This window comes from Ruegeria sp. BE1 (assembly GCF_056538885.1).
The window spans coordinates 96,110-110,656 of sequence record NZ_JBQFTY010000006.1 but is presented as its reverse complement, the minus strand read 5'-3'; the positions used below and the strand labels follow the sequence as shown (position 1 = coordinate 110,656).

The following is a 14,547-nucleotide window of genomic DNA, read 5'->3' as shown; positions in this document are numbered from 1 at the left end:
AGCTTAGGCCAGCGAGCTGTCGATGCCTTTGCACGCCTCGATCAGGCCCTTCACGGCGTTGACCGAGTTGTCGAATCCAGCCTGCTCTTCTTCGTTCAGCTTGATGTCGACGACGCGTTCGATGCCGCCTGCGCCGATCACGGTGGGGACGCCGACATACATGCCGTCAACACCCAGTTCGCCGTTGCAATAAGCAGCGCAGGGCAGAACGCGTTTCTGGTCTTTCAGGTAGGCTTCGGCCATTTCGATCGCCGAGGTGGCCGGTGCATAGAAAGCCGAACCAGTTTTCAGCAGGCCAACGATTTCGGCACCGCCATCACGGGTACGCTGAACGATGGCGTCCAGTTTTTCTTGCGTGGTCCAGCCCATCTCGACCAGATCAGGCAGCGGGATACCGGCAACGGTGGAATACCGCACCGACGGAACCATCGTGTCGCCGTGGCCGCCCAGAACAAAGGCGGTGACGTCGCGCATCGAGACGTTGAACTCTTCCGACAGGAAATGCGCAAAACGGCCCGAGTCCAGAACGCCTGCCATGCCGCAGACCTTGTTATGCGGCAGGCCCGAGAATTCGCGCAGAGCCCAAACCATCGCGTCCAGCGGGTTGGTGATGCAGATGACGAATGCGTCAGGGGCGTTGGCGGCGATGCCTTCGCCGACCGACTTCATGACCTTCAGGTTGATGCCCAGCAGGTCATCGCGGCTCATACCCGGTTTGCGGGGGACACCGGCGGTCACGATGCAGACATCGGCACCTGCGATGTCCTCATAGGACTGTGTGCCTTTCAACTTGGCGTCGAACCCTTCGGAGGGGCCGGATTCCGCGATGTCCAGCGCTTTGCCTTCCGGGGTGCCTTCGGCGATGTCGAACAGGACGACGTCACCCAGTTCTTTCATTGCAGCGAGGTGGGCGAGCGTGCCGCCGATCTGACCTGCGCCGATCAGCGCGATCTTGGGTCTGGCCATGTTGAATGTCTCCGATGGATTTAGAAATCGCGGATGTGCTAGTCGCTAAAACGGCAATAGGCAAGGGTTCCGCGACGTGGCATACAACCGCATACCGTTGTCGGCACCTGCTGGTTGCGCTAAACGACCTGTCAGACAAGCCTATTTTGGATCACCGCATGTTCGAGATGAATTTTATGTTTTTCGCTGTGGCGATTCCGGCGGTGATTTTTGCCGGGATATCCAAGGGCGGTTTTGGATCGGGCGTGGCCTTTGCGTCATCATCGATTCTGGCGCTGATCCTGACGCCCGGGCAGGCGCTGGCGCTGATGTTGCCGATCCTGATGGTGATCGATGTGGCGACCTTGCGGCCCTACTGGAAACGCTGGAGCTGGCCGGATTCGCGCCTGCTGATCCTGGGCGCTGTGCCCGGTATTGCGTTGGGCGCGTGGCTGTACCGTGCCACCGATGATGACCTTTTGCGCCTATTGATCGGGGGAATCTCGGTCGGGTTCGTGATCTGGCACGTAGCTCAAAGCAAGGGGCTGATCCGTGGCTTTGCCAACCGTTTGCCGCCACCTGCCGGTCTGTTTGCCGGTCTGGTCGCGGGTTTCACCAGCTTTGTCAGCCATGCCGGTGGTCCACCCGCCGCCGTCTATCTGCTGTCACAGCGCCTGACGAAGACCGAGTTTCAGGCCAGCACCGTACTGGTCTTTTGGGTCATCAATGCGGTGAAATTCGTGCCGTTTGCCTATCTCGGCTTGTTCACCTGGCACACGGCGCTGGCGGATCTTTTGCTGGCACCCTTTGCTATCCTGGGCGCCTGGTTGGGCGTTCGGGCGCATTTCATGCTGTCCGAGCGCCTGTTTTTTGGCATTGCCTATGTTCTGCTGACCATCACCGGCAGTAAGCTGATCTGGGATGCGCTGACTTAGGTGTTGGGGGGCAGCGCTTCGGCCGTCGTCTCATAGGCCTGACCCGTGGCGATCAGGCAAGTCGTGCCATCGGGCAGCGTTACTGTGATCGTCCAGCTGCCTGTCTGATCCGATGCAAAGACCTCCATCACAGCGCCTTGCCGGGCAATGCCGATGCCGCGACGTGTTTCGCCATAGGTTTCGGCCAGCCGTTTGATCACATCATCACGCGGGGCACAGGTGCGGGCCTGCACCTGCCCGGCGGCCAGAACCATGATGCCAAGGCCCATCGTCATCTTGAAAAGCGTCTTCTTCATCGGTCACCCCTTTCGATTCTATCTGGTAAGCAGGGTGGGGTCGTGTGACCGAAATTTGGTTAAACCGCCGCACGTTGCGTCACTTATGCTGCGTTGCGGCAATTTTGCCCTTGAACTTTCCGATAAAAAATGGCCCCTTCTGCGCAACAATCTTTCAAAGGGAGAGGCCAGTGGACATCCGTCAGCGCCCCTATCGTTCCGTTCTATACATCCCCGGCTCGCGTGACCGGGCGCTGGACAAGGCGCGGAGCTTGCCTGTGGATGCGATCATCTTCGACCTTGAGGATGCGGTGGCTGCTGATGAAAAACCCAAAGCGCGTGAGACGCTCAGGGCGGCTCTGGCTGCCGGTGGGTACGGCTCGCGGGTCAAGATCGTGCGGATCAACGGGCTGGATACCGAATGGGGCCGCGCCGATGCCGAAGCGGTGCGGGATATGGATGCTGATGTGGTTCTGCTGCCCAAAGTGAGCTCGGCGGCGGATGTGGATGCACTGGCGGCGATAACCGGTGACATGCCGATCTGGGCAATGATGGAGACGCCACGCGGCATGCTGAACGCGGCCGAGATCGCAGCCCATCCCCTGATGGCTGGCTTTGTCATGGGCACCAACGATTTGGCCAAAGAATTGCAGACCCGCTTTCGCCCCGACCGGCTGCCGATGATGACCTCGCTGGGCCTGTGCCTGCTGGCCGCCAAGGCGGAAGGGCTGATCATTGTCGATGGGGTCTACAACGCATTCAAGGATGGCGAAGGGCTGGCAGCGGAATGCGAGCAGGGCCGCGATATGGGCTTTGACGGCAAGACACTGATCCACCCGGCGCAGGTCGACATCACCAACGCGGCCTTCGCGCCTTCTGAGACCGAGATCGATCTGGCCCGCCGCCAGATCGCCGCCTTTGAAGAGGTTGAATCCCAAGGCCAGGGTGTCGCTGTCGTAGATGGCAAGATTGTTGAAAATCTGCATGTTGTAACAGCCCGCGAAATTCTGGCAAAAGCTGAGGCGATAGTAGCTTTGCAAGCGGGGTAAGCCAGCATGGGCTTTGTTCTTCTGATCCTTGGGGTGGCGCTTTGGGCGGCCGCCCATCTTTTCAAACGTCTGATGCCCGCGCAACGCGCGGCGATGGGCGATGACGGCAAGGGCGCGGTGGCGCTGGCGCTTGTTGCGGCGATTCTGTTGATGATCTTCGGCTATCGCATGACCGATTTCATCTATGTCTGGGCGCCGCCAACCTTCCTGATCCACGTCAACAACCTGTTGGTTCTGATCGCCATCTTCCTGATGAGCCCAGCAGGCAAGAAAGGCCGTCTGCTGAACAAGCTGCGCCATCCGATGCTGGGCGGGTTCAAGCTGTGGGCGTTTGCGCATTTGCTGGTGAATGGCGATCTGGCCTCGATCATCCTGTTTGGCGGCCTGCTGGCCTGGGCGGTTGTCGAGGTCATCGTGATCAACAAATCTGAGCCTGACTGGACACCGGCGGAACCCGGAACGTACGGCAAGGATGCGATGTTCTTTGTGGCGTCAATCGTGTTGTTGGGCGTGATTGGCTATATTCACGGGCTGGTTGGCCCGTCACCGTTTGGATCGTAAGGAAAACACCATGGCGAAACTCTATCGCTTGCTGACCGAGGAAGACACCTCTGCCTTCTGTCACAAGGTCACGGACGCGCTGGCCAAAGGGTGGGAGCTGTATGGCGATCCCTCCTATGCCTTTGACACGGCCAACAACGTGATGCGCTGCGCGCAGGCCGTCACCAAAGAGGTTGCGGCCGACTATTCCCCCGACATGAAGCTGGGACAGCAATAATGGCAAAAACCAATCCGGGTAACTTTTTCGAGGATTATTCCGTCGGGCAGATCCTGCACCACGCGGTGCCGCGTACCGTGACCGATGGCGAGCGGGCGCTGTATCATGCGCTGTATCCGGCGCGACATGCGCTTTATTCCTCGGATGAGTTCGCCCGGAATTGCGGTTTGCCGCAAAGCCCGATTGACGATCTGGCGGCGTTCCACGTGGTATTTGGCAAGACGGTTCCCGATATCTCGCTGAACGCCGTTGCCAATCTGGGCTATGCCGAGGGGCGCTGGCTGAAGCCGGTCTATTCCGATGACACGCTGCGGTCTGAATCCGAGGTGATCGGGGTCAAGCAGAACTCGAACGGGAAAACCGGCGTGGTCTGGGTGCGTACGCGCGGCCTGAACCAGCATGACGAGGTGGTCATCGAGTATGTGCGCTGGGTGATGGTGCGCAAATCGAACATCGACGCCCCCGCGCCCGAGGCCGTGGTGCCGGATCTGAAACAGGTGCTGACGGTTGACGATCTGGTGGTGCCCGAGGGGCTGGATTTCGCGGCCTATGATTTCGTTCAATCTGGCGAGGCCCATCGTTGGGGCGATTATGAGATCGGCGAGACCATCGACCATGTCGACGGTGTGACAGTGGAAGAGGCCGAACATATGCTGGCCACGCGCCTCTGGCAGAACACCGCCAAGGTGCATTTCGATCTGACCTTCCGCCCCGAGGGTCGCTTGATCTATGGCGGGCATGTGATCTCGATGGCGCGGGCCTTGTCGTTCAACGGCCTGGCCAACGCGCAGATGATCGTCGGTCTGAACGGGGGCGCGCATGCCAACCCGTGTTTTGCGGGCGATACGATCAAGGCGTGGTCCGAGGTTCTGGATAAGGCCGAAACCTGTGTTCCCGGCGTGGGGGCCATTCGACTGCGGCTGGTGGCCACCAAGGGCGGCGCGCCGTTTGAGCTGAAGGGCGACGATGGCCGCTACAAACCAGAGGTTCTGCTGGACCTCGACTATTGGGCGCTGATGCCAATCTGACCGGACGCACATTCATTTGATCGCAGGCGCCATCATTCGTGCTAGGTTGCGCCTATGGTCCTGTTTCGCTCAGTCGCTGCTTGCCTGTTGCTGACGCCCCCTGCGCTGGCGTGTGATCTTGCGTTGGCGCTGGCTGTGGATGTCTCGGGTTCCGTCGACTCATCCGAATACCGGATACAAATGGACGGTTTGGCAGAAGGTCTGCGTGACCCGCTGGTGTCCGAGGCGCTGGTGCGCGGGCAGGCGCAGTTGATGTTGGTGCAATGGACCGGAGCCTCGCGCCAGAAGGTGACAATTCCCTGGACCCGAATCGACAGTTTCGACACGCTGGAACGTTTCGCGGTTCAGGTCGCCGAAGACCCAAGGGTCTGGCGCAACTTTTCAACTGCGATTGGTGAGGCGCTTGAGATGACGCTGGCCAGCTTTGATGACGTGTCCAACTGCAAACGTCATCTGATCGACATTTCGGGCGATGGCGTATCGAATGAAGGGGTTGAACCGACCGAGATACATGGTCTCTTGCGCACGCATGGTGTGACGGTGAATGCCATCGCCATCGAAGAAAGCGAACCGGACCTGACCGCCTATTTCTTTGAGAACGTGATTGTGGGCGAAGGGGCCTTTGTCGTCTCGGCCGCGGGCTTTGCGGATTACCCCGAGCGTATCCGCAAGAAGTTGCTGCGCGAAGTTGTGGAGCAATCAGCCTCTTTGGACTGAGCGGTTAAGATTCGTGATCACAAAGGCTGCGATATGTAGACGCTAACATTGATTACATAGAATTAGTTTCGTGATCACAGTGCCATTTTGTGTGATCACAAATTCCGGATTTCTGCAGTTTTGCACTCGTTTTACGTGTTTTTGCGCATGCAGCACGTGACAGATTGGCAAAAACGGGTAAAACGTCTGGTAGCCAACGAAAGAGGAGCCGACATGGCCGATGTCAATCGGGGCAACCGCCCGCTCTCGCCACACATAATGATCTACCGCCCGCAGATGACGTCTCTGTCTTCGATCATGGTGCGTATCAGCGGGATCGGAGTGTTCGCTGTTGCAATTCTGGTCGTCTGGTGGCTGCTTGCCGCGTCGACATCCGAAAGCGCCTTTGGCGGGATCGATGCTTTCCTGCGCAGCTGGTTCGGCGACCTTCTCCTGACCGCCGCGACTTGGGGCTTGTGGTATCACACGCTGGGCCGTTTGCGCCACGTCATCTGGGATTTCGGCTATTGCCTGGATGTCAAAATCGCCGAGAAACTGGGGCTGGGCATGTTCGTTGGCGCGACTGTCCTGACCCTGATCACCGTGATTGCGGTTTAAGGAGGCGACGATGCGATATCTGACAGACCGCAAACGCGCGCAGGGGCTGGGCGCAGGGAAATCCGGAACACACACCCACTGGCAGGTCATGGTGCGGGCCATGGTTCTGACCGTATTGGTGCCGATCTTTATTTTCACCTTTGGTGCAGGCATTGGCGGCAGCTATGACGAGGTCATAGCCTATTTCAGCCGTCCGTTCCCGGCGATTGTCACAGCCCTGATGCTGGTCGTTGGGTTGCTGCAGCTTATGTACGAAGCGCAGGAAGCAATCGAAGATTACGTTCATGGTGTGATGGAGAAAATCTCGATCGCGGCAGTGTATGCGCTTGGCTACACACTGATGGCTGCCGGGCTGTTCGCCCTGGTCAAACTGGCCCTGTGACAAAGCGCGGTAAGGATTAAGAACGATGACAGCAGCATATGAATATGAAACCCACGAATACGACGTCGTTGTCGTAGGCGCAGGTGGTGCCGGTCTGCGGGCAACGCTGGGTATGGCGGAACAAGGTCTGCGCACGGCCTGTGTCACCAAGGTTTTCCCGACCCGTTCGCACACGGTGGCGGCGCAGGGCGGCATCGCGGCGTCCCTGTCGAACATGGGCCCCGACCACTGGCAATGGCACATGTACGATACCGTCAAAGGCTCGGACTGGCTGGGTGACACCGATGCGATGGAATACCTCGCACGCGAAGCTCCCAAAGCGGTTTATGAGCTGGAGCACTATGGTGTGCCCTTCAGCCGGACCGAAGAGGGCAAAATCTATCAGCGCCCCTTTGGCGGCCACACGACCGAGTTTGGCGAAGGCCCTGCCGTGCAGCGTACCTGTGCCGCCGCCGACCGGACCGGCCACGCGATCCTGCACACGCTGTACGGTCAGTCGCTGAAGAACAACGCTGAGTTCTACATCGAATACTTCGCCATAGACCTGATCATGTCCGAGGATGGCCAGTGTCAGGGCGTCGTCTGCTGGAAGCTGGACGACGGTACGATGCACGTCTTCAACGCCAAGATGGTGGTGCTGGCGACCGGTGGTTACGGTCGGGCCTATTTCTCGGCCACGTCGGCCCATACCTGTACCGGCGATGGTGGCGGCATGGTGGCCCGCGCGGGTCTGGCCTTGCAGGATATGGAGTTCGTTCAGTTCCACCCGACCGGCATCTACGGCTCGGGCTGTCTGATCACCGAGGGTGCACGGGGCGAGGGTGGTTACCTGACCAACTCGGAAGGTGAACGGTTTATGGAGCGCTATGCGCCCCAATACAAGGACCTCGCGCCCCGTGACTATGTCTCGCGTTCAATGACCATGGAAATCCGCGAAGGTCGCGGCCATGGCGACAATGGCGACCACATCCACCTGAACCTCAGCCATCTGCCCGCCGAAGCGCTAGCCGAGCGTCTGCCAGGCATCTCGGAATCAGCGCGCGTCTTTGCAGGCGTCGATGTGACCAAGGAACCGATCCCGGTTCTGCCGACCGTGCACTATAACATGGGCGGCATCCCGACGAACTATTGGGGTGAGGTTCTGAACCCGACCGCCGATAACCCAACTGCCGTTGTCCCTGGCCTGATGGCGGTGGGTGAGGCCGGTTGCGCCTCGGTTCATGGGGCGAACCGGCTGGGCTCGAACTCGCTGATCGATCTCGTGGTCTTTGGCCGCGCGGCTGCGATCCGGGCGGGTGAAGTTGTTGACGCGAAAGCGCCGAACCCGGTTCTGAACCAGGCGTCGGTGGACAAGGCATTTGACCGTTTCGACGAAGTGCGCAACGCAAGCGGAACAATCCCGACCGCCGATCTGCGGCTTGAGATGCAGCGCACGATGCAGGAAGACGCGGCCGTGTTCCGGACCGCCAAGACCATGGCCGAAGGCGTCGAGAAGATGACCGCAATCGCAGCCAAGATGGACGATCTGAAGGTCACAGACCGTTCGCTGGTCTGGAACAGCGACCTGATGGAATCGCTGGAACTGACCAACCTGATGCCAAGCGCTCTGGCCACCATTGTCGGTGCCGAGGCGCGCAAGGAATCCCGCGGCGCCCACGCGCATGAGGATTACACCGAACGGGATGACGAAAACTGGCGTGTCCACACAGTCAGCCGCGTCGAAGGCAACAAGGTTGAGCTTAGCTATCGCCCGGTCATCACCGATCCGCTGACGACTGAAACCGAAGGCGGCATCAGCCTCAAGAAAATCGCGCCCAAGGCGCGGACGTTCTAAGGAGAGGAACTTATGGTACAACTGACCCTCCCCAAGAATTCGCGCATCACGACGGGCAAAACCTGGCCCAAGCCGGACGGCGCGAAAAATGTGCGGAAATTCCAGATTTACCGCTGGAACCCGGAAGATGGAAAAAACCCGCAGCTCGATACTTATTTCGTCGATATGGACAGCTGCGGCCCGATGGTTCTGGACGCGCTGATCAAGATCAAGAACGAGATTGATCCGACCCTGACCTTCCGCCGGTCCTGCCGAGAAGGCATCTGCGGGTCCTGCGCGATGAATATCGACGGGATCAACACGCTGGCCTGTATCTATGGCATGGATGAGATCAAGGGCGACGTGAAAATCTATCCGCTGCCGCATATGCCGGTGGTCAAAGACCTGATCCCCGACCTGACCCATTTCTATGCGCAGCATGCATCGATCATGCCATGGCTGGAGACCAAGACCAACCGCCCGGCAAGGGAATGGAAGCAGTCCATCGAAGACCGCAAGAAGCTGGACGGTCTGTATGAATGCGTGATGTGCGCCAGCTGCTCGACCTCGTGCCCGAGCTATTGGTGGAATGGCGACCGCTATCTTGGGCCCGCCGCGTTGCTGCATGCGTATCGCTGGATCATTGACAGCCGCGATGAAGCGACAGGCGAGCGTTTGGATGAGCTGGAAGACCCGTTCAAACTGTATCGCTGCCACACGATCATGAACTGCGCCAAGACCTGCCCCAAGGGGCTGAACCCGGCCAAGGCGATTGCCGAGATCAAGAAGATGATGATCGAACGCGCGGTCTAAGCGCGGCAGAAACTGCACTTGCCGTATTGCGGCAAGTGCATGGCAAGATTGCAAAATCATGCAATGTAACCGCCCCTGTTCAGGTCTATCCTATGTTCAGGGAGGAGTGATAAAACCGAAACGGGATCGCTCCGATGCAAGAAAACCACTCAGAAAAGAACACCAAAGCAGCCGAAGCCCTGGCCTTGTTGGAACAGGCGTGGGCCTACTATACGCCAGAGGCCGTTTATGTTTCCCAAGAGCAGCACGAACCTGAACTGTTCGAATACGCAAACGCCGCCTGACGCTTGAATTTACGCAGAGATTGGGCAATGCATAAGCATGCCCATTCTGTTGCTCCTGTTGGCTGCTGGTGTGTTCGCCTATTTCGTGTGGCGGTCACACACGACCACTTTGACGCGTGATTGCCGATGGCGGCAGCATCGTAAGGAAGGCGTTTGGATTTGCGCCTATTGTGGGGCGCAGCAAGAGGGCGTGGATACGCCCACTGCCTGTTTGAAAGGGCAGTAAACAAGGTGTTCCCTGCCCTGTTGTTGTCTATGCGGCGTCGGGAAAAGCGGCCTGCAGGGCAATCTCGACCATGTCGCCAAAGCTGCTTTCGCGTTCCGACGATGGCAATGCCTCACCGGTCAGCAGATGATCGGATACGGTCAGAACGGCCAGAGCCCGGCAGTTGTGACGTGCGGCCAGAATGTACAGCTCGGCAGCTTCCATCTCGACCCCCAGAATGCCGTGCCGCACCATCTGTTCGTTCAGATCGGGGCGTTCATCATAGAAGACGTCCGACGAATAGATGCCACCCACATGAGTCGGCGTGCCCTTGGCTTCGGCGGCCTTGGCGGCGGCTTGCAGCAGGCCCCAATCGGCGCAGGGGGCAAAGTTCAGCTCTTTCAGGATGCCGCTAGACGGCGTGCTGAGCGTTGTCGACGTCATCGCCAAGATCACGTCGCGGATTTTGACGCTGTCCTGCATTCCCCCGCAGGACCCGATACGGATCAGGGTTTTTGCGCCGAAATCGCGGATCAACTCATTGGCGTAAATCGACAGGGATGGCATGCCCATACCGCTGCCCTGAATGGTGACGGGATTGCCTTTCCAGGTTCCGGTATAGCCCAACATGCCACGTACATTGTTGACCAGTTTGGCATTCTCTAGAAATGTCTCAGCCGCCCATTTCGCCCGATATGGATCACCCGGCATTAAAACGGTTTCAGCAATTTCGCCTTTTTCGGCTCCGATATGAATTGTCATTTCGCGTCCAATTCCGTCAGATTTCCAAATCGGTAATTTCCGCACCGGCCTTTAAGGCGTCATGCACCCATTGCGGTTTGCGTCCGCGGCCCGACCACGTTTGGTTTGGGTCCGCCGGGTTTTTGTATTTGGCTTTCGACTTTGCACCCTTGATTGGTTTTGCGGCGTCCTCAGACAGTTCTGAGAGAGAAAAACCAAATTCCGCCGCCGCTTTTTCGGCAGCTTTCAGCGCTTCTTTGCGTTCGCGTTTTTCTGCGCTTTTCAGTGCAATTTCTACCTTGTCGCGCAATTCCAAAAGCTCTTTGCGCGACAGGTTTTCAAGGTTGATTGCCATTTCGATTTCTCTCTATCCCGATAATTGCCCAATGCATTACCAGAACGGTAAATATCGATCTTTATCCCAATGGCAATAGAGCTGCGGAAAAGCAGACGCTATTCAGCGGCAATATTCTGCGGGTCCGCCAGGGTCACGATATCGCCCATGATTGCATTCAGCTCAAAATTCTTGGGGGTATAGATTTTCGACACCCCCATGGATTTCAGCTTTGCAGCATCTTCGTCTGGAATAATCCCGCCGACCACGACGGGGATGTCGTGCAACCCCGCGCTGCGCAGTCTTTCCATAACGTCCTCGACCAGCGGGATATGACTGCCGGACAGAATCGAAAGGCCGATCACATGGGCCTTGTCCTCAATCGCTGCGCTGACGATCTCTTCGGGTGTCAGGCGAATGCCCTCATAGCTGATGTCCATGCCACAATCGCGGGCGCGAAAGGCGATCTGTTCGGCACCGTTGGAATGGCCGTCCAGCCCGGGCTTGCCGACCAGGAATTTCAGACGGCGGCCCAGCTTGTCGCTGACCGCATCCACTGAGGCGCGCAAATCCTCCAACCCTTCGGTCTTGTTCGAGACCGAGCCCGACACGCCGGTTGGCCCACGATAGGTGCCGTAGACTTTGCGCATTTCCTCGGCCCATTCGCCGGTGGTGACGCCCGCCTTGGCGGCGGCGATGGAGGGCTCCATCACATTTGCGCCGGTCTGTGCCGCGTTACGCAAGGCGGCCAGCGCGGCGGCAACGGCTGCGTCATCACGCTCGGCCCGCCAGTCGTTCAGGCGCGCGATCTGGTCCTGCTCGACCGCAGGATCGACCACCATGATGCCGCCATCTTCGGTCTGCAGGGGTGAGGGCTCGCCTTCGGTCCATTTGTTCACACCGACCACAACGGTTTCATTGCGTTCAATCCGGTTCAGACGTTCGGCGTTCGAATCCACAAGCCGGGACTTCATGTATTCGATCGAGGCCACGGCACCGCCCATCGCATCCAGATTTGCCAGTTCAGCGCGCGCGCCCTCTTTCAACTCTTCGACCTTGGCGTCCACGGCGGGGTTGCCATCGAACAGATCGCCATATTCCAGCAGGTCGGTCTCATAGGCCAAAATCTGCTGCATCCGCATGGACCATTGCTGATCCCAGGGGCGCGGCAGGCCAAGCGCTTCGTTCCAGGCCGGCAATTGCACCGCACGGGCACGCGCCTTTTTCGACAGCGTGACGGCCAACATCTCGATCAGGATACGATAGACGTTGTTTTCCGGCTGCTGCTCGGTCAGACCCAAGGAGTTCACCTGAACCCCATAGCGGAACCTGCGGAACTTGGGGTTTTCGACGCCATAGCGGTCTTGCAGGATCTCGTCCCACAAATCGACAAAGGCGCGCATCTTGCACATCTCGGTGACGAACCGGATGCCTGCGTTCACGAAAAACGAAATCCGACCGCAAAGCGCCGGAAAATCTTCGGCGGGAACGCGGGGGCGCAGTTCGTCCAGCACGGCGATGGCGGTGGCCAGCGCATAGGCCAGTTCCTGTTCCGGTGTCGCGCCCGCCTCTTGCAGGTGATAGGAACACACATTCATCGGGTTCCATTTCGGCACGTTGGAATAGCAATACTCGGCCACATCCGCGATCATCTTCAGCGAGGGCTTTGGCGGACAGACATAGGTGCCCCGGCTGAGGTATTCCTTGATCAGGTCGTTCTGCACCGTGCCCTGCAGTTTCGAGACATCCGCGCCCTGTTCCTCGGCCACTGCGATATAGAGCGCCAGCAACCACGGCGCAGTCGCGTTGATCGTCATCGAGGTGTTCATCTGCTCCAGCGGAATCTGGTCGAACAGAACCCGCATGTCGCCAAGATGGCTGATCGGCACACCCACCTTGCCGACCTCACCGCGCGCCAGCGTATGGTCGCTGTCATAGCCGGTTTGGGTCGGCAGGTCGAAAGCCACCGAGAGTCCCGTCTGCCCTTTGGCCAGATTCCCCCGATACAGCGCGTTCGACGCCTTCGCGGTGGAGTGACCGGCATAGGTTCGGATGAGCCAGGGGCGATCTTTCTGCGTCTGCGTCATAGCGGGGCCTCACGTATCGATCGGGTAAGAAAATTACTCACGATGCTTCTAAATCGTAATTTTCATCCCGTGTCAATTCGCTGCGGCGCGGCATCTTGTGTTCTTCGGATTGTGGGGCGTTCCGTTTGCTGGCAGGGTGTGCGCATGACTCAGACCGTGGAACTTCCGCTTTGGCTTTTTTTGCTGATCCTGGTGTTTGCCGCGGTCACGTTGGCCTCGCATTTTCTATTTCCGTCGGTGCGTTGGTTCTTTCGTCGCCGCCTTGAAAGGGCGGTCAGACGCTTGAACAAGCGGCTGCAACGCCCGATTCAACCGTTCAAGCTGGCGGAACGTCACGACATGATTCAACGGTTGATCTATGACCCGCAGGTCAGCCACGCAGTACAGGATTTTGCCCGCGAAGAACGGGTGCCCGAAGCGGTCGCCTTTGAAACCGCGCGCCGTTACGCGCGCGAGATTGTGCCGTCTTTTTCCGCCGTGGCCTATTTCAGCATCGCCATTCGGGTGGCCCGGATGCTGAGCAATGCGTTCTATAACGTGCGCCTTAGTTACGTCGACGAACAGGCGGTCAAAGACATAGACCCTGATGCGACGGTTGTGTTCGTGATGAATCATCGCAGCAATATGGACTACGTGCTAGTCACCTATCTGGCGGCGCAGCAATCGGCACTGTCCTACGCGGTGGGCGAGTGGGCGCGTGTCTGGCCGCTGAGCCGTTTGATCCGCGCCATGGGGGCATATTTTATCCGGCGCAAATCCGGCAGCGAGTTATACCGGCAGGTCCTTGCATGTTATGTGCGCCACGCGACCGAGGCCGGGGTGACTCAGGCCATTTTTCCCGAAGGTGGGCTAAGCCTGACCGGCGCGCTGGGCAGGCCAAAACTGGGGCTGCTGAAATACCTGATCGATGCGACGGGCCCGGATGGGCGGGATGTGGTCTTTGTTCCGGTGGCGCTGAATTACGACCGCGTGCTTGAGGATACGATCCTGACCAAAGCTGCGCTGGGCAATGAGCGCCGGTTCCGCGCCCGTATCGGGGTGATCACTTGGTGGATTCTGAAACAGATCGGGCGTCGGCTGGTAGGCCGGTACCAGCGCTTTGGTGTGGCCTCGGTTCGCTATGGGCGTCCTGTATCCCTGCGGGAATTCCGGATCGATCACGAAGAAAACCTGATGACCGATCTGGCGCGGGACTTGATGGCCGGTATCGGCGTGGCGCTTCCGCTGGCCCCGATCCCCGTCGCCTGTTGGCTCGTGCGCGAAAAGGGAGAGGTTGCCGAAAGCGATGCCATTGAGTGGATTGATCAGCTTTTGCGACGCGACGGAGCGTCCGAGCCTGTGGACCGCCCCATGATCGAGGCTGGCCTGCAACAATTGGTCGATCGCGGCATCCTGACACGCGCGGATGGAAAAATATCCTCGTCAGGTCAACGGCTTGATCTGCTGAACTACTACGCGGCCTCGGCTTCGCTGGACGCAAATGGCAGTCTTTCTGCGCTTGCAAAGGATTTTTCTGCATCCGCTGGGTCATAAAATTACAAAAACTATCCGAATAATGTTGCAT

The 14,547-nt window shown here is 58.7% G+C and carries 17 protein-coding genes; 12 read left to right on the top strand and 5 right to left on the bottom strand.

Features of this window, described 5'->3' with window-relative positions; translation table 11 throughout:
* Positions 1–3 precede the first annotated feature (3 nt).
* A complete protein-coding gene (gene mdh, locus ACR0J5_RS16945) occupies positions 4–966 on the bottom strand; it encodes a malate dehydrogenase (RefSeq protein ID WP_170353522.1) in 963 nt (320 codons plus the stop codon).
* Positions 967–1,124: 158 nt separating this feature from the next.
* Here mdh and ACR0J5_RS16940 point away from each other — a divergent pair, with 158 nt between their 5' ends.
* Positions 1,125–1,880: a sulfite exporter TauE/SafE family protein gene (locus ACR0J5_RS16940; RefSeq protein ID WP_480655444.1), complete on the top strand. Its 756-nt coding sequence runs from the start codon at positions 1,125–1,127 to the stop codon at positions 1,878–1,880.
* Here ACR0J5_RS16940 and ACR0J5_RS16935 read toward each other — a convergent pair.
* The gene (locus tag ACR0J5_RS16935; protein ID WP_480655442.1) at positions 1,877–2,176 is read right to left on the bottom strand and encodes a hypothetical protein; all 300 of its coding nucleotides are present in this window, start codon (positions 2,174–2,176) and stop codon (positions 1,877–1,879) included. The genes ACR0J5_RS16940 and ACR0J5_RS16935 overlap by 4 nt on opposite strands.
* 170 nt (positions 2,177–2,346) lie before the next feature.
* Between ACR0J5_RS16935 and ACR0J5_RS16930 the strand changes: the two genes are divergently transcribed.
* From ACR0J5_RS16930 to ACR0J5_RS16885, 10 genes are all read left to right on the top strand, one after another.
* Complete coding sequence (locus tag ACR0J5_RS16930; protein WP_480655440.1) at positions 2,347–3,204, top strand: HpcH/HpaI aldolase/citrate lyase family protein; 858 nt, start codon at positions 2,347–2,349, stop codon at positions 3,202–3,204.
* A gap of 6 nt (positions 3,205–3,210) precedes the next feature.
* The gene (locus tag ACR0J5_RS16925; protein ID WP_480655438.1) at positions 3,211–3,765 is read left to right on the top strand and encodes an NnrU family protein; all 555 of its coding nucleotides are present in this window, start codon (positions 3,211–3,213) and stop codon (positions 3,763–3,765) included.
* Positions 3,766–3,775: 10 nt separating this feature from the next.
* On the top strand, positions 3,776–3,982 hold the full coding sequence (locus ACR0J5_RS16920) for a DUF1737 domain-containing protein (RefSeq protein ID WP_480655436.1): 207 nt from the start codon (positions 3,776–3,778) through the stop codon (positions 3,980–3,982).
* On the top strand, positions 3,982–5,010 hold the full coding sequence (locus tag ACR0J5_RS16915) for a MaoC family dehydratase (RefSeq protein WP_480655434.1): 1,029 nt from the start codon (positions 3,982–3,984) through the stop codon (positions 5,008–5,010). The genes ACR0J5_RS16920 and ACR0J5_RS16915 overlap by 1 nt, the downstream gene beginning before the upstream one ends.
* 54 nt (positions 5,011–5,064) lie before the next feature.
* Complete coding sequence (locus ACR0J5_RS16910) at positions 5,065–5,727, top strand: DUF1194 domain-containing protein (RefSeq protein ID WP_480655432.1); 663 nt, start codon at positions 5,065–5,067, stop codon at positions 5,725–5,727.
* Positions 5,728–5,940: 213 nt separating this feature from the next.
* On the top strand, positions 5,941–6,324 hold the full coding sequence (sdhC, locus tag ACR0J5_RS16905) for a succinate dehydrogenase, cytochrome b556 subunit (protein ID WP_480655430.1): 384 nt from the start codon (positions 5,941–5,943) through the stop codon (positions 6,322–6,324).
* Positions 6,325–6,334: 10 nt separating this feature from the next.
* Positions 6,335–6,706 carry a succinate dehydrogenase, hydrophobic membrane anchor protein gene (locus ACR0J5_RS16900; RefSeq protein ID WP_480655428.1) on the top strand — a complete coding sequence of 124 codons (372 nt, stop codon included), beginning with the start codon at positions 6,335–6,337 and terminating at the stop codon, positions 6,704–6,706.
* A 25-nt stretch (positions 6,707–6,731) separates the two neighbouring features.
* Positions 6,732–8,540, top strand: a complete 1,809-nt coding sequence (gene sdhA, locus ACR0J5_RS16895; protein WP_480655426.1) for a succinate dehydrogenase flavoprotein subunit — start codon at positions 6,732–6,734, stop codon at positions 8,538–8,540.
* 12 nt (positions 8,541–8,552) lie between these two features.
* On the top strand, positions 8,553–9,332 hold the full coding sequence (locus ACR0J5_RS16890; RefSeq protein WP_480655424.1) for a succinate dehydrogenase iron-sulfur subunit: 780 nt from the start codon (positions 8,553–8,555) through the stop codon (positions 9,330–9,332).
* 134 nt (positions 9,333–9,466) lie between these two features.
* Positions 9,467–9,616: a hypothetical protein gene (locus ACR0J5_RS16885; RefSeq protein ID WP_480655422.1), complete on the top strand. Its 150-nt coding sequence runs from the start codon at positions 9,467–9,469 to the stop codon at positions 9,614–9,616.
* A gap of 253 nt (positions 9,617–9,869) precedes the next feature.
* Here the strand turns inward: ACR0J5_RS16885 and deoD are convergent, their stop codons facing one another.
* From deoD to ACR0J5_RS16870, 3 genes are all read right to left on the bottom strand, one after another.
* The gene (deoD, locus tag ACR0J5_RS16880) at positions 9,870–10,583 is read right to left on the bottom strand and encodes a purine-nucleoside phosphorylase (protein ID WP_480655420.1); all 714 of its coding nucleotides are present in this window, start codon (positions 10,581–10,583) and stop codon (positions 9,870–9,872) included.
* A gap of 16 nt (positions 10,584–10,599) precedes the next feature.
* On the bottom strand, positions 10,600–10,917 hold the full coding sequence (locus tag ACR0J5_RS16875; protein WP_480655418.1) for an H-NS histone family protein: 318 nt from the start codon (positions 10,915–10,917) through the stop codon (positions 10,600–10,602).
* Between the two features lie 98 nt (positions 10,918–11,015).
* Positions 11,016–12,983 (bottom strand): methylmalonyl-CoA mutase family protein, encoded by a 1,968-nt coding sequence (locus ACR0J5_RS16870; protein ID WP_480655416.1) that lies wholly within the window; start codon positions 12,981–12,983, stop codon positions 11,016–11,018.
* 144 nt (positions 12,984–13,127) lie between these two features.
* Between ACR0J5_RS16870 and ACR0J5_RS16865 the strand changes: the two genes are divergently transcribed.
* Entirely contained in the window at positions 13,128–14,516 is a 1,389-nt protein-coding gene (locus ACR0J5_RS16865) for a 1-acyl-sn-glycerol-3-phosphate acyltransferase (RefSeq protein WP_480655414.1), read from the top strand.
* Positions 14,517–14,547 lie beyond the last annotated feature (31 nt).

Bases quoted from the DNA above. Each gene is read 5' to 3' on its own strand.
- mdh (WP_170353522.1), bottom strand. From the start codon at position 966: ATGGCCAGACCCAAGATCGCGCTGATCGGCGCAGGTCAGATCGGCGGC.
- ACR0J5_RS16940 (WP_480655444.1), top strand. From the start codon at position 1,125: ATGTTCGAGATGAATTTTATGTTTTTCGCTGTGGCGATTCCGGCGGTG.
- ACR0J5_RS16935 (WP_480655442.1), bottom strand. From the start codon at position 2,176: ATGAAGAAGACGCTTTTCAAGATGACGATGGGCCTTGGCATCATGGTT.
- ACR0J5_RS16925 (WP_480655438.1), top strand. From the start codon at position 3,211: ATGGGCTTTGTTCTTCTGATCCTTGGGGTGGCGCTTTGGGCGGCCGCC.
- ACR0J5_RS16920 (WP_480655436.1), top strand. From the start codon at position 3,776: ATGGCGAAACTCTATCGCTTGCTGACCGAGGAAGACACCTCTGCCTTC.
- ACR0J5_RS16915 (WP_480655434.1), top strand. From the start codon at position 3,982: ATGGCAAAAACCAATCCGGGTAACTTTTTCGAGGATTATTCCGTCGGG.
- ACR0J5_RS16910 (WP_480655432.1), top strand. From the start codon at position 5,065: ATGGTCCTGTTTCGCTCAGTCGCTGCTTGCCTGTTGCTGACGCCCCCT.
- sdhC (WP_480655430.1), top strand. From the start codon at position 5,941: ATGGCCGATGTCAATCGGGGCAACCGCCCGCTCTCGCCACACATAATG.
- ACR0J5_RS16900 (WP_480655428.1), top strand. From the start codon at position 6,335: ATGCGATATCTGACAGACCGCAAACGCGCGCAGGGGCTGGGCGCAGGG.
- sdhA (WP_480655426.1), top strand. From the start codon at position 6,732: ATGACAGCAGCATATGAATATGAAACCCACGAATACGACGTCGTTGTC.
- ACR0J5_RS16890 (WP_480655424.1), top strand. From the start codon at position 8,553: ATGGTACAACTGACCCTCCCCAAGAATTCGCGCATCACGACGGGCAAA.
- ACR0J5_RS16885 (WP_480655422.1), top strand. From the start codon at position 9,467: ATGCAAGAAAACCACTCAGAAAAGAACACCAAAGCAGCCGAAGCCCTG.
- deoD (WP_480655420.1), bottom strand. From the start codon at position 10,583: ATGACAATTCATATCGGAGCCGAAAAAGGCGAAATTGCTGAAACCGTT.
- ACR0J5_RS16875 (WP_480655418.1), bottom strand. From the start codon at position 10,917: ATGGCAATCAACCTTGAAAACCTGTCGCGCAAAGAGCTTTTGGAATTG.
- ACR0J5_RS16870 (WP_480655416.1), bottom strand. From the start codon at position 12,983: ATGACGCAGACGCAGAAAGATCGCCCCTGGCTCATCCGAACCTATGCC.
- ACR0J5_RS16865 (WP_480655414.1), top strand. From the start codon at position 13,128: ATGACTCAGACCGTGGAACTTCCGCTTTGGCTTTTTTTGCTGATCCTG.